Source organism: Roseibium sp. RKSG952, from assembly GCF_009711355.1.
The window spans coordinates 143,159-160,201 of record NZ_SMMF01000960.1 but is presented as its reverse complement, the minus strand read 5'-3'; the positions used below and the strand labels follow the sequence as shown (position 1 = coordinate 160,201).

The following is a 17,043-nucleotide window of genomic DNA, read 5'->3' as shown; positions in this document are numbered from 1 at the left end:
GCTTGCCCTTTTTGTTTTTGGGCTTGTAGAGCAGCTTTCCCTTTTAGCTTATTAGAGACTATAGCAGCTTTCCTGCATCCAGCTAGGGCCTGTGACGCAACGGTTTCCGCGCCATCAGAACAGATGCGAAATCCACACGATCCTCAGATTTCCTCGCCTTTCTTCAAGAGGTCTTCAATCAGCTCCCGCTGAAGATCATGGCTGTCACCCCCGCCAAACTCCGCGGCGCCGCCAGAATACAGAGTGCCGTAAGTATTTGCGATATTTACGGTTTGCGCCAACCCTGAGATCAGTTGGTCCTTTCCCAGAGATGACAACGGATGAATATACGTAGCCCACAGAGTTCCGTTTGCGATCGCATAACGCGCATCGAGCGTACTATCGAAATTGGCCTGCATCATGCGCTGAAGGTCCTGGTTCGATAATTCTTCGGCGCTGCGGATCGCAACCATGGCCCGCATTCGATCCGCATTTGTATCGGTGATGACCAACACAGGCACATCCGACACCGTAAACTCAAACCCTGGACCTTGCGGCTGCGCATCCGGATCAAGGGCAAAGATGATCTTACCCAGCCGCTCATAAGTCATCGGTGGCTCAGCCTCTTGCGCGGCAAGCCCTGTGGCCAGAAACATCAGTATCAGGACTAGTCGGATCATTGGGTCACTCCTGCAAATAATACCTCGACAATAGGCAGCTGGCTCCACACTGGCCAAACAAAGCTTGGTGAGCGGGATATTCGGCTAATCCCAAACTCTGAACGTTCTGCAATGTTTCCTGTCCTACCTGCGATAACACGTTCAGCCTGCCGCCCCTACTTTCGCAATACCGGTCGGAAACGCATCTGACCCAAACCCAAATTGAAAGGAAAACAGAATGAAGTCCCTTGTTTTGACCACGCTTATCGCAACCCTGCCCCTGATCGCCGCCCCCGCTTTTGCTGCAGATGAAATCAACGTCTCGAATGGTATCTCGGCGGGTGGTGCACCGCTGGCGGCACATGGTGTCGATCTGGTTGCTCTGGTTCAGGACGGCAATCCGGTCGAAGGGTTTGCCAACCACTCGGCCACGTATGACGGTGCATCTTATTACTTCACCTCATCCGAGAACCGCGAGGCATTCGAGGCCAACCCTGCAGCCTATCTTCCGCAGCACGGTGGCTTTTGCTCGTTTGGGGTATCTGTCGGCAAAAAGTTCGACGGGGATCCGGATCAGTATCTTGTTGCCGATGGCAAGCTCTATCTGTTCCTGAACGCTGCAACCCGCGCCAGCTTCCTGGAGGACGTAACCGGCACGGCAAAAACTGCAGATGATCAGTGGTCCAAAATCAAGAGCATCGCTGTGGGCGAACTTTAAATTTCGCCTGCTCTCTGCCCGTGGCGTTAATCCGCTACGGGCAGCTTCTTTTGCACAACCGCAATTGCCTGTGCCAAAGCGTCATCAATGCTCAAATCTGAAGTATCCAGTAGAACAGCGTCATCTGCCGCTTTCATAGGGGCCGCGCTTCGCGCGGCATCGCGGGAATCACGCTCCCGCACATCGGCCAATACCTGTTCCCGCGTCACGTCTGCACCTTTGGCGTTCAGCTCAAGATAGCGACGCTCAGCCCGGACCTCAGGGCTCGCCGTTACGAACAGCTTTACTTCGGCATGTGGGCAGATCACGGTCCCGATGTCCCGGCCGTCCAGCACAGCACCGCCTGCCCTGCGGGCAAAGGCGCGCTGAAAGTCGACCAGCGCAGACCGAACCTCGGGAATAACCGCAACTTTCGATGCAGCCTGAGCGACATCGGCCGTACGCAGATCACCCTGCTCCAGCTCCTCGGCAGTTAGCGATTGCGCTGCGGTAACCGAGTCAACACCATCCAGCGTGCGTCGTCCAACGGCGCGGTACAACAATCCGGTATCCAGATGTGCCAACCCGAACCGGGCCGCCACCCCTTTGGAAATGGTACCCTTCCCGGCAGCTGCCGGCCCGTCGATCGCGACTGTGAAGCTGGCTGTCGGCATCGGATCTACCGGTTGTTCCGGCGCAGCTGAGCGCCAAGATTTGCCATCAAAGGCTCAAATATCGGGAACGATGTGGCGATAGGGCCTGCATCATCAACCGTAACGCCCTGTTTTGCACCCATCCCCAGAATCATGAAGGACATGGCAATTCGGTGATCCAGAAAGCTCTCGCAGGTGCCGTTACCGGGCACTCCGCCGATACCCAGCCCTTCGACCGACCACCAATCGTCACCCTCTTCGACTGTCACGCCATTCGCGCGCAAACCACGCGCCATTGCGTCGATCCGGTCGCTTTCCTTGACACGCAGTTCCTTGACACCGCCCATCATCGTGGTTCCGGTGGCATTCGCCGCGATGACGGACAGAACCGGGTATTCATCAATCATCGAAGCCGCTCGTTCCGCCGGAACATTGATGCCCTTCATATCTGGCGAATAGCGCGCGCGCAGATCGGCGACAGGTTCGCCACCCTCTTCACGCTCATTCTCATAGGTCAGATCGGCACCCATCTCACGCAGGGTTGTGAACAGGCCCGCGCGGGTCGGGTTCAGACCGATCCCCGGCACAAGAACATCAGACCCCGGCGTAATAAGCGCCGCGCAGACCGGGAACGCCGCGCTGGAAGGGTCACGCGGAACCACGATGACCTGCGGTTTGAGTTCGGGACGACCAGTCAGGGTGATCACTCGCCCCTCATCCGTGACTTCAACAGTAATCTCTGCACCGAAACCGGCCAGCATACGCTCGGAATGGTCGCGCGTGGCCTCTTTCTCGATCACTACGGTCTGGCCAGGAGCGTTCAGACCCGCCAGCAGCACCGCCGATTTAACCTGAGCCGACGGCACCGGAACCTCATACCGCACCGGGGTTGGGTCAGCAGCACCAACAATGGTCATCGGCAGACGGCCACCCGAACGGCCAACCGCCTGAGTTCCGAACAATGCCAACGGATCAGTGACGCGCGCCATGGGACGTTTGTTCAGGCTGGCGTCGCCCGTGAAAGTTGCAGTGATCGGACAAGTCGCCATCGCGCCCATGATTAGTCGAACACCGGTGCCCGAGTTGCCGCAATCGATCACCTGATCAGGCTCTGCAAAGCCGCCGACACCCACACCATGCACGGTCCACTCTCCGCCGCCATGATCTGTGACTTCAGCCCCAAAGGCGCGCATCGCCTTAGCTGTATCCAGAACGTCCTCGCCCTCAAGCAGGCCCGAGATTTTCGTCTCACCCACAGCCATGGCGCCAAGGATCAGCGAACGGTGCGAGATTGACTTGTCTCCGGGCACCTCAGCTATACCGGTCAGCGGGCCGCAGGGATGCGAGGTCATCGGGATGGGCGTGCCGTGTCCGGACATGGGGGCTCCTTTTGCGCTATCAGTCCTAGGCCGATTAGCGAATTGGGGCCGCTTGGTCCAGCGGCAATGATATGCACATTGACCGCAACGCGGTTTGTCAGGCCTCTCCCAGCCATTTTGCCGGATTCTCTTCGGCGATCTGCCGGAACACTTCTTCCCCCAGCGCATTCCGCAAACGAATGCATACTGCCTTCTCCGACAGCTTCTCCTGACGGGTCATGTAATAATCCGACCCGAACAAAACCCGAGAGCGCAATCTCTCGCTTTCCTTATCATCACCGGTCAGGAACATCCTCAGGAAAGGCGCATAGTCCTCGAACTGAAACAGCGTGTACGAGATGTCAGTCCAGAGGCCCGGATAATCTCTGCTGCCGATCATACGCCGGATCTCCACCTGCCAGTTCTGGCTGAATGCATCGTCCAGAGGATCCTCCCGATCCGGGTTGGCATAGGCTTCCCAATCGCGTTGCCCACCGAAATGCGCGAGACAAATCCTAAGCTTGGGATGTGCCCGCATTACCGGAATAAAGGCCTCGGGCTCTGTGTACCGGTCTGCCCAGTAATCGGACAGATAACGCCCCTGCACTCCACCGCGTGAGCAGTGAGACATGACCGGCAGGTTCATTTCCTCCAGACGAGGATAGACATGTTGCATCAATACCGGGTCATCCGGAGCGAACCCCAGCCGGGGATAGAGCTTGAGGCCACGAAATTTCAGACCGTCAATTGCGCGCCACACCTCTTTAGCCTGCGGATCAGCACGTGGGTCAATGGTTGCAAATGGAATAACAGACCCACCGACCTCAGGGTCACCAGCGAGCTTCGCCAACTCGTCATGCTGGGCATTAAGCGGAACCTCTGGTGCGCCGTACCCAAATGCAGACAGCTCCATCGGCAGAACGACAAATCGGGTGTTGCCCGGATAGTGTCGCCGCATGTTGTCGAGAATATCCCGTTGGCTGTCTTCTGCAGTTTCCTGTTGGAAACGCGACAGCCGATCCAACTTTTCCGCAACGGGATGTTGTCCGATTAGGCGGGCCCCAAATGCCAGCAGCTTTAGAAGCCATGGCATTTTCTTGAAGGGCTTGAGCGCCGGATAAGGATAATCCTCGGGCACATGCCGCCCGTGGAATAAGTGGGTATGGCAATTTGTGATCTGAATATCAGACATGGCAATTCCTGAAAAATACTTGTGCGAAAGAAACGCGCGTGGCGTTCCCAGCCTAGCATAGCGATCAGGATTACAGAAATCTGAAAGGGATCAGCTCTCGGTCCGGCGGAAGGTCAGATAATGAGGTGTCCGTCCTTCGCGCAGCGCCTTTTGCTCATATCGTGTCGAGATCCAGTCATCCCAAGGCTCGCGCCAGTCGGACGGTCGTTCAGCCAGCCATTCAAAGCCTGCGCGCGGAACCTCTTCGAGGGTCTGGCGAACGTAGTCGGGAATATCCGTTGCAACCCGAAAAATCGATCCGGGCTTCAGCACCCGGGCCAGCGGCTCAAGGTGCTCGGGCGTGACAAAACGGCGGCGGTGGTGCCGCTTTTTAGGCCATGGGTCGGGATACAGCAGAAACGCGCGCGAAATGCTGGCATCTGGCAGCACATCGAACAGATCACGCGCATCGCCGGGATGCACCGCCAGATTTTCGACACCCGCCTTGCGGATTTTGCCCAACAACATGGCCACACCATTGATGAACGGTTCGGCGCCAATGATTCCAATATCCGGGTTCTGCTGTGCCTGATGCACCAGATGTTCGCCCCCACCAAAGCCAATTTCCAACCAGACGGGTTTGCCACCGAACCGTGCATCCAGATCGATCGGTGTCCGTTCGGGGTTGGTCTCCCAATCCACTGCACCCGGCGAAAGATCGGACAGATCCTCGGACAGATAGGTCTTTTGGCTGGGCTTAAGGGTTTTACCCTTGAAGCGGCCATAGAAATTCCTGCGGGGGCGTTTTGGGGTCTCGGTGCTCATGGCGGTGGCCTTACTTTGAGACCGGTACCGTTGCAAGAGGCGAGGTCAGGTGAACCATGACGCTCCCGCAACGAAAAACGCGCCCCGGAGGGCGCGCTTTGTAATGTTTGCAGATCAGACTGCTTTTTTCAGGGTGTCGACCAGATCGGTGCGCTCCCAGCTAAAGCCACCATCTGCATCCGGTTCACGGCCAAAGTGGCCATAAGCTGCCGTGCGCTGATAGATCGGCTTGTTCAGCTGCAGATGCTCACGAATGCCACGCGGCGTCAGGTCCATGGCTTCGCTAACTGCCTTTTCGATCTCAGCATTCGCGATCTGACCTGTGCCATGTGCATCCGCATAGATCGACAGCGGCTTGGAAACACCAATCGCATAGCTCAGCTGGATGGTGCAGCGCTCGGCCATGCCAGCAGCCACAACGTTCTTGGCCAGATAGCGCGCAGCGTAAGCCGCCGAACGGTCAACCTTGGTCGGGTCTTTACCCGAGAACGCGCCACCACCATGAGGTGCGGCACCACCATAGGTATCCACAATGATCTTACGACCGGTCAGTCCGGCATCACCATCAGGGCCGCCAATTACGAATTTACCCGTCGGGTTCACGTGCCACTCGGTCTCGTCGCTCAGCCAGCCTTCGGGCAGGGATTCAGTGATGTAGGGCTCAACAATCTTGCGGATATCGTCCGAAGTCAGGGATTCATCCAGATGCTGCGTCGACAGAACGATCGAGCTTACGCCGACCGGCTTGCCATCACGATAGATTACCGACAGCTGCGATTTCGCGTCCGGGCCCAGCGCAGGCTCGGTACCGTTCTTACGCACTTCGGCCAGACGGCGCAGGATCGCGTGCGAGTACTGGATCGGTGCAGGCATGAGTGCGGGTGTTTCGGTCGTCGCATAACCGAACATGATACCCTGGTCACCAGCGCCTTCGTCTTTATCGCTGGATGCATCAACGCCCTGGGCAATATGCGCAGACTGCTCGTGCAACAGGTTTGTTACTTCAACGGTTTCGTGGTGGAATTTATCCTGCTCGTAACCGATGTCTTTGACACAGGCGCGCGCGATTTCTTCGATACGGCCCATGTAGTCATGCAGCTTTTCCTGATCAGACAGACCTACTTCTCCACCGATGACGACCCGGTTGGTCGTAGCAAAGGTTTCGCACGCCACGCGTGCTTCGGGTTCTTCATTCAGAAATGCGTCGAGTACTGCATCGGAAATACGGTCACAGACCTTATCCGGGTGCCCTTCGGATACGGATTCCGAAGTAAATGTGTAGTTCTGTCTGGACATGAAAGTGCTCCATTGAGATTTCCCTGCCACGTCAGGAAGCCGTTGTGACAGGCGCCCGACGGGATACGCCCAGAAAAACAAAGGGTCAATCGGAAATTAGCCTCAATCCTTCCGGACGTTGCGCACAAGCAGCAGAAACAGGGCGGATAACATCAGAAATACCGGAAAATCGCCCATTCGGGCATAAATCGTTGGTTTCAGTGGCTGGGGCAATGTCGCGTCCACATACCCAGCCTGACCAAGTGCCAGGGAGTGTGTCACCCGCCCAAGCGGATCAATCATCGCAGATACGCCTGTATTGGCCGAACGCATCATCGGCAGACCCTGCTCGATCGCGCGCATCTGAGCCTGCGCCAGATGTTGATACGGCCCTGACCGCGTTCCAAACCAGGCATCATTGGTGATTTGCAACAGAAAGTCTGCCCTGTCCGGGGCCGCCAGTACATCCTGCGTAAAAACTGCCTCATAGCAGATCAATGGCAACGCTTTACCAAGCTTACCTGCATCCATCAGCGCAGCACCGGGTCCTGCACTGAAGCCATTGCCGGCGGTCGCGGCAAGACCGAAAATCCCAAACCGCGCCATGAGATCACCGAAGGGCACATATTCACCGAACGGCGCAAGGTGATGCTTGTCGTAAAGACCCGCTTGTCGCCCGTTCTCATCAAGATAGATCATCGAGTTGTAGATACGCGGACCGTCTCCGCGCTGAATACCCAGAAAGACTGGCGTTCCGTCAGCCGCATGTGCAATAGCGCTGAGATAAGGCTGAGCAGTTGCCAACCAGGCGGGAACGGATGTTTCCGGCCAGACGATTAGATCCGGCCGTGGCTCTGCTGCAGTGAACTCGATCTGTCGCGCGAAAAACAGTGGCGCGTAATCCGGATCCCATTTCTGATGCTGCGGCGCATTGGGTTGCACCAGACGCACGGCGTTTTCGGTTTCAACTACAGCCGGGCGGATCGATGCGTAGCCCAGCGCCAGCACAGCAAAGCCAACACTCAGAGCCAAAGGAAAGACCACTGCTCGTGACCCCTTGGGTGCAGACAAGGCAGCCCCCAACGGCAGAGTCGCGGCAAAGGTCAGTGCGGCCAATCCGTAGGGACCGATCAGGGATAACAGCTGCGCGACCGGCGTGTTCACCCAAACCTGCGAGACACCTGCCCACGGAAATCCGGTCAGCACGTAACCTCGTGCGAATTCGGTGATGGATAAAGCTACAGCAAGCAATACACCCTGTCGCACTGCTGAAAACGCTGGCCTTCGCGATATCCAAAAAGCAGGTGCCCAGAACAAGGCCAGCCCCCCCGCCATGAAAACGAGGGCGAAAGGTGCCATCCAGGCATGGCGGTCAGCATCCACCTGAAAGGGCTCGATGATCCAGTTCAACGCATGGGCAAAATATCCGGTTGCAAAGAACCATCCAATCCAGGCTGCTCTGGCCCGGGTTTCACTGGCCAGAAACAGTGGAGCAATCAACACCAGTGCAATCAGTGTCGCGCCCCAATAGCCGAATGGGGCCAGCCCATAAGCACCAACTGCGCCTAGCAAGGCTGCTAACGCGAGTCTAAGCCAAAAGGGCCAGCCTGTGGCAGGGTTCATGCAGCGATATCCGGTAACATGACACGCAGACGCTTGATGCGGCGTGGATCGGCATCGATTACCTCGAATTCGGGGCCTTCAGGATGCAACACAACCTCGCCCCGCGCAGGTACACGACCCGACAACATGAAGACCAGTCCGCCCAGAGTGTCAATCTCTTCTTCATCCACATCTTCGTGGCTGGTCAATGATCGGCCGATCTCGGCCTCAAAATCCTCAAGCGGGACCCGGGCCTGAACCACATAGCAGCCCGGTTTTTCCTGGATCCATAGCTGATCTTCGTCTGCGTCGTGCTCATCCGCGATTTCACCAACGACCTGCTCAATCAGGTCTTCGATCGTCAACAGACCATCGACACCACCGTATTCATCGATCACCAGTGCCATATGGCGGCGTTCGGTCTGCATCTTAGTCAGCAGAACCCCGATGGGCATGGACGGTGGCACAAACAGAAGCGTTCTGAGCATTGATCGCAAATCGAACTCGGACGACCCGCCATTGAAACCGTGCGTCAGGGCAAAATCCTTGAGGTGCACAAATCCCAAAGGCGTATCCAAGGTACCATCATACACAGGGATCCGGGAAAGACCGCTGTCGCGGAACACCTGCGCAAGTTCATCCTTGGCGATTGTCGAGGGAACTGACACGATTTCCGCCGTCGGGATCGCAACGTCTTCAACCCGCATCCGGCGCAGGTTTATCATGCCCCGAGGCTGAGAGCTCACGCTTTCGTGGCCGTTTATCAACCCGGCCTCTTCCTCACCATGCGAGGAGAAGGCATCAATTATTCGAGTAAAAAATCCGCTTTTCTCTTCGGTGTCATTGTTGCCGTTCTCTGGAAGCGCGCTTTGCGCCGCCCTAGAACTGCCGTCTGTATCGCCCATTATCCTGTTCCAACTATTCAGGCAGAATTGCCCACATTACCCATTATATGGGTCATCAATACCCATTTTGCCAAGTATCTCGACCTCGATGCTTTCCATCAAAGTGGCGTCGCGGTCACGAATGTGATCGTAACCAAGCAAATGCAACATTGCGTGAATGATCAAATGGGTCACGTGATCATCCATGGTTTTTCCGGCGGCCTCCGCTTCGCGGGCACATGTGTCATACGAAATTGCGATGTCACCCAAAGCAATTTCCCCTGTAAAATCAGGGCTCGGCAGAGGCGGATGCTGCCCCGCTTCCTCTGCGGCCAGATCTTCTGCAGGCCAGCTTAACACATTTGTCGCTGACGGCTTTTCACGGAATTCGGCGTTCAATTCAGCAATTCTGGCGTCATCACACCCCAGCAGGCTAATTTCGCATATGTCGGAATCGATCCCGAACCGATCCAGCACAGCCGCAATCGCCCGCCCGGACAAAAGCTCCAGATCAGTCCAGCGTGCGTCCTCAACGGATAATTCCAGGTTCATGCCACTATTTTCCTTGAGGCCCCAACTTATCAGAGGCCCGGCATTCTATCCTGTTTCGCGGCCCGCATCGGCCTCATACGCCTCGATGATCGCAGCGACAAGCGGATGACGCACCACATCCTTGGAGGTGAAGTAATTGAAGCTGATATTCGGGATCGTTTTCAGCAACCTCTCGGCATCGGCCAGACCGGATTGAACCCCACGAGGCAGATCCACCTGAGACCGGTCGCCTGTAATGACCATCCGACTCCCCTCGCCCAGACGGGTCAGGAACATCTTCATTTGCATCGTGGTGGCGTTTTGCGCTTCGTCCAGAACGACAAAGGCATTTGCCAGTGTCCGTCCCCGCATGAAGGCCAGAGGCGCGATTTCGATTCGCTTCTCTTCGATCAGCTTGGCAAGCTGTTTGCCCGGCAGGAAGTCGTTCAAAGCATCGTATAGCGGCTGCATGTACGGATCGACCTTGTCCTTCATGTCACCCGGAAGGTAGCCCAGCTTTTCTCCGGCCTCGACCGCCGGACGGCTGAGGATGATCCGATCAACATGGCCACCGATGAACATCGACACACCAACAGCGACTGCCAGATAGGTCTTACCGGTGCCCGCTGGTCCAATGCCAAAGGCCAGTTCATTGTTGAACAGAGACTGAACATAAGCCTTTTGGGCGTCCGTACGCGGCTCGACCAGCTTTTTGCGAGTCTTGATCTCGACCGTGCCGCCCTTGAACATCTCAAGCTGGTCACCATCACGAGATCCTGTTCCAACCTCGGAATTGCCCATTCGCAATTCACGGTCGACATCGGCGGCCTCAACGTCGCGCCCCCCTTCCAGCCGAGTGTAAAGTGCTTGCAACACCTCAATGGCCTGTTTCTGGGCATCCTCTTCGCCCATAATGACAAGCTGATTGCCACGTCTCACGATCTGAACCGAAAGCTTCTGCTCAATATCAGTCAGATTGCGGTCATACTCGCCGCACAGATCTATCAGCAACCGATTGTCAGGAAATTCTACAAGCGCCTCGCGTTGGGGCATCTCATCTTGCGGTGGGGTAAGGGCACCGATGGCCAATCCGTTCTCCTGTCTTGGCGTTTCACCTCAAGCGTGACAACAAAACCGGGTCGGCGCAAGCCGCAGTTTCTAAAAATTTACACCTTATGATAAAACCGCCAATGGCACGCAAAAATCCGCCTTGGAACAAGGCGATTTAAGGCCGAAGAACCTCGTGGTGGATTAAAACTTGTAGTTCAGGCCAACCCGCAGGCCGCTGTATTTTGGCGTAGACTTCGTTGAGAACCCCGAACCGAAAACCACATCTTTCGACTCGAACTGGACATACTCGTACTCACCGGTGATCGACCAGTTGTCATTCAACTGGTGCTCGGCTCCGATACTGGCAGACAATCCGTTGCGGCGCCCTTTTTCCTCAAAGGCCCGGGTTGTCCCCCCGCTGGTGGTGCTGTTTGTCGTCGCGACCTCACCCTGCACCAGACCAAATGACACGAAGTACAAAACGCTTCCACTCTTGTTTGTCAGGCCATTCCGAAATTTGAGCGACAGCACATCCGATATCTCAGACCCGCCCGTGACAGTCGTAGTGCCGATTTGTCTTGAAACCGTATCTTCCAACGAGCCAAAATCATACCCAAGCTCAAAACCGTAGACATAGTCGCGACCGCCCGTTGCTGGCACGACGCCGCGCCATCCTCCGCGAATGCCACCGTAGGCCCCGGAAGGCTTGAGGTTTCCGATATCAAAGGTACCGCCGCCGGTTCTCAACCCGAACCGGTCAGTTCCACCAAATCCGTAACCCGCATTCAGACCAAGATAAAACGCACTGACATCATCAGAATATCGTTCAGGGCCAACAACGACTGGATCCGAGACAGGAGTTGTCAAATCACCGGCAACCGTCGCGCCAGCAAACGAGACGGTCAAGGCCGCCCCGAACAAAACTTGCTTGCCCTTTGGCCTCAAAGCCTTCGCAAAGATTGCCACTCGTACCCTCCATCACAAACAAACACCCGGTCACGACGACCCGCCCGCATTGTGCGCTGACGCCGCCCCGGAAAAAAGTTAACTATTCTCGGAACATGGTTCCAAGCAACAAATCAAGGGTAAAAATTGGAAACAAACACCATGTATGGTGTCTAAAGCGAGAATAACTACAAGCTTACAACAGCTCACCAGCAAGGGAATTGGCACCGGATGCCGTGATCATGACATCCCTCAACTCGCCCTTGGCAATTTCACCGCCCGAGACGTGAACCGCATGAAGATATTCGGATTTCCCGACCATCTGACCAGGTAAACGGCCCGGCTTTTCAAAAAGAACACTGACTTTCTTGCCAACCATGGAATCCTGAATCTCACGCTGGTGGCGCGTAATCATTGCCTGAAGCCGCTGCAGACGGTCATCTGCCGCTTCTTGATCCACCTGTGGCCGTTCTGCCGCAGGCGTTCCCGGGCGGGTAGAGTACTTGAAAGAATAGGCATAACCGTATCTGACCTCTTCCACGAGATCCAAGGTCGCCTGAAAGTCCTCTTCGGTTTCCTCCGGGAAGCCGACAATGAAATCACCCGACATCAGGATATCCGGACGCGCTTCGCGAATGCGTTCAATCAATCGCAGATAGCTTTCGGCGGTGTGGCTGCGGTTCATGCGCTTCAGAATCTTGTCTGATCCCGACTGCACCGGCAGATGCAGGTAAGGCATGAGCTTATCGCAGGTCGCGTGCGCCTCAATCAGATCATCGGCCATGTCATTGGGATGCGAAGTGGTAAAGCGGATGCGCTCGAGCCCATCAACTTTGTTCAGTTCCCAGATCAGTCCGGCCAGCGTCATATCCCCGTTTGGACCTGCGCCGTGATAAGCGTTCACATTCTGCCCCAGCAGCGTGATTTCCCGCACGCCACGTTCAACCAGTTCATTTGCTTCGCGCAGGATACGGTCCGCCGGACGGCTGACTTCGGCACCGCGGGTATAGGGCACCACGCAGAATGCGCAGAACTTGTCGCAACCTTCCTGAACCGTCAGAAAGGCGGTAGGGCCGCGCTTGGCCTTGGGACGGCCCTTGAGTTTCTCGAACTTGTCCTCTTCGGGAAAATCCGTATCCAGTGCCTTTTCACCCGCGCGCGTCTTCGCCTCCATCTCGGGCAGGCGGTGATAGCTTTGCGGTCCGACAACCAGATCAACCATCGGCTGACGGCGCATGATTTCCTGGCCTTCTGCCTGCGCAACACAGCCAGCGACACCGATCTTCAGATCAGGATTTTCAGCTTTCAGCCCCTTAAAGCGCCCCAGCTCAGAATAGATTTTCTCGGCAGCTTTTTCGCGAATATGGCAGGTGTTCAGCAGGATCATGTCCGCGTCGTCAGGGCTTTTGGTCTCGACATAACCCTGACCGCCCAGCGCTTCGGCCATACGCTCGCTGTCATAGACATTCATCTGACAGCCATAGGTCTTGATAAACAGCTTTTTCGGTTCGGACATGGAGCGGGCCTTTGCATTCGCTGGGTCGGCGTCGTCTATACCCTTAGAACGCCGCTTGCAATGCTGGCGCAATTACCCGAATTTGGCCGGAAATTCCAGCAAGGTCCAAACACAATACAAGCGATGCAGTACGAATCCCTCGATCACTTTCTGAAAACCGGCCAAAGCGCCTTGGCCAAGGGACCAATCGCACTGGTGTTTGTCGAGGACGACGTAGAACTGGACAATACGCTACGACATCACATCGATCTCGGTTTCAAATCAGTGATCACCTTCATGCCTTTGGATTTCAAGCTGTCCGAGGACGTGACAGAGCAAATTCACCGGGTCACACTGACTTGCGCGCCCAGATCAGTCGCCTTCGAGATCATCAACCAGATCATTCAGGCCGCTCCCGGTGTCTGGATGTACTACTGCTATAACGCCGAGTATCTCTACTTTCCCTTCTGCGAGACACGCAGCATCGGTGAGATGCTGGCCTTTCACACTGAAGAACGCCGCAATGCGATGCTCAGCCACGTCATTGACCTTTATGCTGACGACCTCACGACGCACCCCAACGGTGTGGATGTCGATCACGCGATGCTGGACGGCACCGGCTACTATGCCCACGCCCGGCATGATGCGACAGGGCAACCGATGGAGCGCCAGTTGGACATGTCAGGCGGCCTGCGCTGGCGGTTCGAGGATCACATTCCTTATGAGCGGCGGCGCATCGATCGGATCGCGTTGTTCAAGGCAAAGAAGGGCCTCACCCTGCTGCCAGACCACACGTTCAATGAACCGGAATACAATACCTATTCCTGCCCCTGGCACCATAACCTGACCGCAGCGATTTGCTCATTCCGCGCAGCCAAGGCTCTGAAAAGCAATGCGGGATCGACCTTTGATATCCCCAGCTTCCGCTGGCGCAATTCCGTTCCGTTCCAGTGGAATTCGCGCCAGCTGATGGATTTGGGTCTGATCGAACCCGGCCAGTGGTTCTGATCAGCCTCAGCGCTGCAACAAAATCGGGAACCAGTCTTCGCGCAGACGCTGACCCGGCTGCATGTCATGGCCCGGATAAGGGGGCGATGTGCGGCCCGGACGTTCCACGTATCGCGCATCATCACCAACAAGTCGCAGCGAGAACGCTCTGCGTCGGCTGTCAGACTGATTGCCGCGCGCGCCATGCAACGTCTTGTAGTTAAAGGCTACCGCATCGCCGGGTTCCATCTCGAACTCCACGACTTTCATTCCTTCGGCGTCAGGATCCGGAACAGGAATGTACTGACCTTCATCAGCAAAGAACCCTTCCTCGGACACCCACCGCGTCGGCAGAACTTCCTTCTCCCAACGATGTGAGCCCGCGACGCAGCGCAGGGTGGCCTTTCTTACAGCATCAAGCGGAGACCAGAAGCTGATCGTTTGCTGCCCTTCGACAAAATAGTAAGGGCCGTCCTGATGCCACGGCGTGGCCATCGACGTCCCGGGTTCCTTGACCAGCACATGGTCATGGAACATCTGCACGGACTGCGACTTCATCAGGTCTGCAGCCACTTCGGCAGCCGGCGAGGTTTCAATGACCTCTTTGAATTGCGGAATTCGCGACCAGTTGCAGTAATCATCAAAGAAACGACCGGTCTCACCCTCTTTCTTGTTTTCAGATGCATAAGGTCCGGGCTCGGCCATGTTGGCGGCGACGCCGTCACGCAATGCTTCAACATGATCAGCGAACAGGCCTTTGACCAAAACAACGCCGTCGGTCTGGTAGGTGTCGATCATCTCTTGGGAAACAAGGGGGTGGGTCATGATGGTCTCCTTGGATAGCTCGACCCGATCTGCGCATGTTTGTGACCACTGTTCAAATCATATCTTTCAAACTAACTATTAACTTCATGTTATATATCTCACTGCGGCAATACGAATATGTGTGCGCCATTGGCCGCCACGGCAGCCTGTCTTCAGCGGCGCAACACCTGAACGTGTCACAACCTGCCCTGTCCAATGCACTTACCCGTGTCGAATCACATCTGGGGTACCCGTTGTTCTCACGCAGGCGTGGGGCGGCGATGGCGCTGACACCACAGGGACGAAAGTTCATTGAAGAGGCCGAAGCGCTGCTGAACAGCGCCGCCTTGCTGGAAGATTCGAAGCAACCGGTGACGGGTGCCAGCCGATTGAGGCTTGGGTGTTTCGTGGATCTGGCGCCATTTCTGTTGGCCAAAGCCCTCCACACACTTCGGGACACGCTCCCTGATGTTGTGGTGACTCATGGCGTTGAGAGTTTCGAGGGCCTGATCACTGGCCTGACCGACGGTCAGTTTGATCTGGCGGTCACCTATGATCTGGGAATGGATGCCGGTTTTACACGCCAAAGACTGTTCAGTAGCGGTCCGCGCGCACTTGTGGCACCGGATCATCCTCTGGCAGGGTCACACCAGACATCGCTCACAGAACTCGAAGCATATCCGCTGATCCTGTCCAAAGAAGGATTGTCCGCCCAGCACGTACTTGGGCTGTTCCGGAGCCGCGGCCTGAACCCCACCGTTTCTCACCGGGCAGAATCGCTTGAAATTCAACGCAGTCTGGCCGCTCACGGCGAAGGGATCGGCATCAGCTATGCCAGTCCCGATAGTGAGTTCAGTTATGATCACATGCCCTTGGTCAGCCTGTCCATTTCCGACCCCGATGCGACCGAAGCCGTCGTTCTGGCCCGCCACGGCACCGGGCCCACCGACTCGCTTATTGCAGCAGCCGAGCGGTCGCTCATCGAATGTTTGCGAACTGAGTAGTTACGGCTTTTTGCGCAGGCGGATCACCACATCAACCGAAGCGATCTCGACCCCTTCGGGTGCTTCGGGCAAACGCTGGATGACCAGTTGATCAGATGGTGCATCGCTCAGGCGGCTTTCATCTTCCCAGAAGAAATGCGGGTGATCATGAGTGTTGGTATCAAAATAGCTTTTTGATCCATCAACGGTGATTTCCTGCAACACTCCGGCGTCACAGAACGCGCGCAGTGTATTGTAAACAGTCGCCAGCGATACCGCGTCGCCGTTTTTCTTGGCCGACTCGAACAGGCTTTCTGCGGTCACATGGCGATGACGTCCGTCGCCAACCAGCAACTCCGCCAGGGCAACTCTCTGACGTGTGGGACGCAATCCTGCATCAACCAACCAATTTGTAGCGATGTTACGGCTCTGAGGCGTCATGAATCCGATACCCGTTTTTGCTGACCATATATATAAGTGCGGTCTGATGGGAATTTCAAATGAAATTCATTCGCAAAGAATGCACTACGTGCGACACGATGTTGTCCGCTGCTCTTGCAGGACCTTGCATACGGGTGCTAGACGAGGCCAGATTGAATAAACGGACCCCTGGCAGGAGAGGCGGCAGAATGGCCCAATTCCCGAGCAGCTTTGACAAGGACGATCTGCTGAAATGCGCCCGTGGCGAATTATTCGGCCCCGGCAACGCACAATTGCCTGCCCCGCCGATGCTGATGATGGACCGGATCACCGATATTTCGGGTGATGGCGGCGCGCATGGCAAAGGTCATGTTGTGGCCGAGTTCGACATCACACCTGACCTTTGGTTCTTTGACTGCCACTTCCCCGGCAACCCGATCATGCCCGGATGCCTTGGCCTGGATGGCTTGTGGCAGCTGACAGGCTTTAACCTGGGTTGGCGCGGCTGGCAGGGTCGTGGATACGCACTGGGTGTAGGTGAGGTCAAACTGACCGGAATGGTGCGCCCTGACCGCAAGATGCTGACCTATTATGTAGATTTCACAAAGGCCGTGCAGACACGCCGCCTGACCATGGGTGTGGCGGATGGTCGGGTCGAAGCCGATGGTGAAGTGATCTATCAGGTCAAAGACATGAAGGTTGCATTGTCCGAAAGCTGACCCCAA

General features: G+C 56.2%; 18 protein-coding genes and 1 riboswitch. Of the genes, 4 read left to right on the top strand and 14 right to left on the bottom strand.

The features are described from left to right. Window positions 1-143: 143 nt before the first annotated feature. Window positions 144-659 (bottom strand): hypothetical protein, encoded by a 516-nt coding sequence (locus E1297_RS42010; RefSeq protein WP_155148949.1) that lies wholly within the window; start codon window positions 657-659, stop codon window positions 144-146. 217 nt (window positions 660-876) lie between these two features. Between E1297_RS42010 and E1297_RS42005 the strand changes: the two genes are divergently transcribed. Beyond that, the gene (locus E1297_RS42005) at window positions 877-1,356 is read left to right on the top strand and encodes a YHS domain-containing (seleno)protein (protein WP_155148948.1); all 480 of its coding nucleotides are present in this window, start codon (window positions 877-879) and stop codon (window positions 1,354-1,356) included. Window positions 1,357-1,382: 26 nt separating this feature from the next. Here E1297_RS42005 and cmk read toward each other — a convergent pair whose 3' ends face one another. The 11 genes from cmk to miaB form a co-directional block, all read right to left on the bottom strand. Continuing rightward, entirely contained in the window at window positions 1,383-2,009 is a 627-nt protein-coding gene (gene cmk / locus E1297_RS42000) for a (d)CMP kinase (RefSeq protein ID WP_155148946.1), read from the bottom strand. A 5-nt stretch (window positions 2,010-2,014) separates the two neighbouring features. Further along, window positions 2,015-3,367, bottom strand: coding sequence for a 3-phosphoshikimate 1-carboxyvinyltransferase (aroA, locus tag E1297_RS41995; protein WP_155148944.1), 1,353 nt, complete (start codon window positions 3,365-3,367; stop codon window positions 2,015-2,017). 97 nt (window positions 3,368-3,464) lie between these two features. Further along, on the bottom strand, window positions 3,465-4,538 hold the full coding sequence (locus E1297_RS41990) for an amidohydrolase family protein (protein WP_155148942.1): 1,074 nt from the start codon (window positions 4,536-4,538) through the stop codon (window positions 3,465-3,467). Between the two features lie 90 nt (window positions 4,539-4,628). Beyond that, window positions 4,629-5,342, bottom strand: a complete 714-nt coding sequence (gene trmB, locus E1297_RS41985) for a tRNA (guanosine(46)-N7)-methyltransferase TrmB (protein WP_196223541.1) — start codon at window positions 5,340-5,342, stop codon at window positions 4,629-4,631. A 114-nt stretch (window positions 5,343-5,456) separates the two neighbouring features. Further along, entirely contained in the window at window positions 5,457-6,638 is a 1,182-nt protein-coding gene (gene metK / locus E1297_RS41980; RefSeq protein WP_155148938.1) for a methionine adenosyltransferase, read from the bottom strand. 5 nt (window positions 6,639-6,643) lie between these two features. Continuing rightward, a riboswitch (SAM-SAH riboswitch) is annotated at window positions 6,644-6,692 on the bottom strand. A gap of 48 nt (window positions 6,693-6,740) precedes the next feature. After that, window positions 6,741-8,240 (bottom strand): apolipoprotein N-acyltransferase, encoded by a 1,500-nt coding sequence (gene lnt, locus E1297_RS41975; protein WP_155148936.1) that lies wholly within the window; start codon window positions 8,238-8,240, stop codon window positions 6,741-6,743. Then, window positions 8,237-9,124 carry a hemolysin family protein gene (locus E1297_RS41970; RefSeq protein ID WP_155148934.1) on the bottom strand — a complete coding sequence of 296 codons (888 nt, stop codon included), beginning with the start codon at window positions 9,122-9,124 and terminating at the stop codon, window positions 8,237-8,239. Before E1297_RS41970 ends, lnt begins: the two co-directional genes overlap by 4 nt. A gap of 36 nt (window positions 9,125-9,160) precedes the next feature. Beyond that, entirely contained in the window at window positions 9,161-9,655 is a 495-nt protein-coding gene (gene ybeY / locus E1297_RS41965; protein WP_155148932.1) for an rRNA maturation RNase YbeY, read from the bottom strand. A 45-nt stretch (window positions 9,656-9,700) separates the two neighbouring features. Next, entirely contained in the window at window positions 9,701-10,723 is a 1,023-nt protein-coding gene (locus E1297_RS41960) for a PhoH family protein (protein ID WP_155148930.1), read from the bottom strand. Between the two features lie 162 nt (window positions 10,724-10,885). After that, window positions 10,886-11,650, bottom strand: a complete 765-nt coding sequence (locus E1297_RS41955; protein WP_209016319.1) for an outer membrane beta-barrel protein — start codon at window positions 11,648-11,650, stop codon at window positions 10,886-10,888. 175 nt (window positions 11,651-11,825) lie between these two features. Further along, complete coding sequence (gene miaB, locus E1297_RS41950; protein WP_155148928.1) at window positions 11,826-13,145, bottom strand: tRNA (N6-isopentenyl adenosine(37)-C2)-methylthiotransferase MiaB; 1,320 nt, start codon at window positions 13,143-13,145, stop codon at window positions 11,826-11,828. 123 nt (window positions 13,146-13,268) lie between these two features. Between miaB and E1297_RS41945 the strand changes: the two genes are divergently transcribed. Continuing rightward, window positions 13,269-14,132, top strand: coding sequence for a hypothetical protein (locus E1297_RS41945; RefSeq protein WP_196223540.1), 864 nt, complete (start codon window positions 13,269-13,271; stop codon window positions 14,130-14,132). Window positions 14,133-14,138: 6 nt separating this feature from the next. Here the strand turns inward: E1297_RS41945 and E1297_RS41940 are convergent, their stop codons facing one another. Next, complete coding sequence (locus E1297_RS41940) at window positions 14,139-14,936, bottom strand: phytanoyl-CoA dioxygenase family protein (protein ID WP_155148924.1); 798 nt, start codon at window positions 14,934-14,936, stop codon at window positions 14,139-14,141. A gap of 86 nt (window positions 14,937-15,022) precedes the next feature. Here E1297_RS41940 and E1297_RS41935 point away from each other — a divergent pair, with 86 nt between their 5' ends. Beyond that, window positions 15,023-15,919 carry a LysR family transcriptional regulator gene (locus tag E1297_RS41935; RefSeq protein ID WP_196223539.1) on the top strand — a complete coding sequence of 299 codons (897 nt, stop codon included), beginning with the start codon at window positions 15,023-15,025 and terminating at the stop codon, window positions 15,917-15,919. Here E1297_RS41935 and irrA read toward each other — a convergent pair whose 3' ends face one another. After that, a complete protein-coding gene (gene irrA / locus E1297_RS41930; RefSeq protein WP_155148920.1) occupies window positions 15,920-16,339 on the bottom strand; it encodes an iron response transcriptional regulator IrrA in 420 nt (139 codons plus the stop codon). A gap of 188 nt (window positions 16,340-16,527) precedes the next feature. Between irrA and fabA the strand changes: the two genes are divergently transcribed. Next, on the top strand, window positions 16,528-17,037 hold the full coding sequence (gene fabA, locus E1297_RS41925; RefSeq protein ID WP_093964585.1) for a bifunctional 3-hydroxydecanoyl-ACP dehydratase/trans-2-decenoyl-ACP isomerase: 510 nt from the start codon (window positions 16,528-16,530) through the stop codon (window positions 17,035-17,037). Window positions 17,038-17,043: the final 6 nt, after the last annotated feature.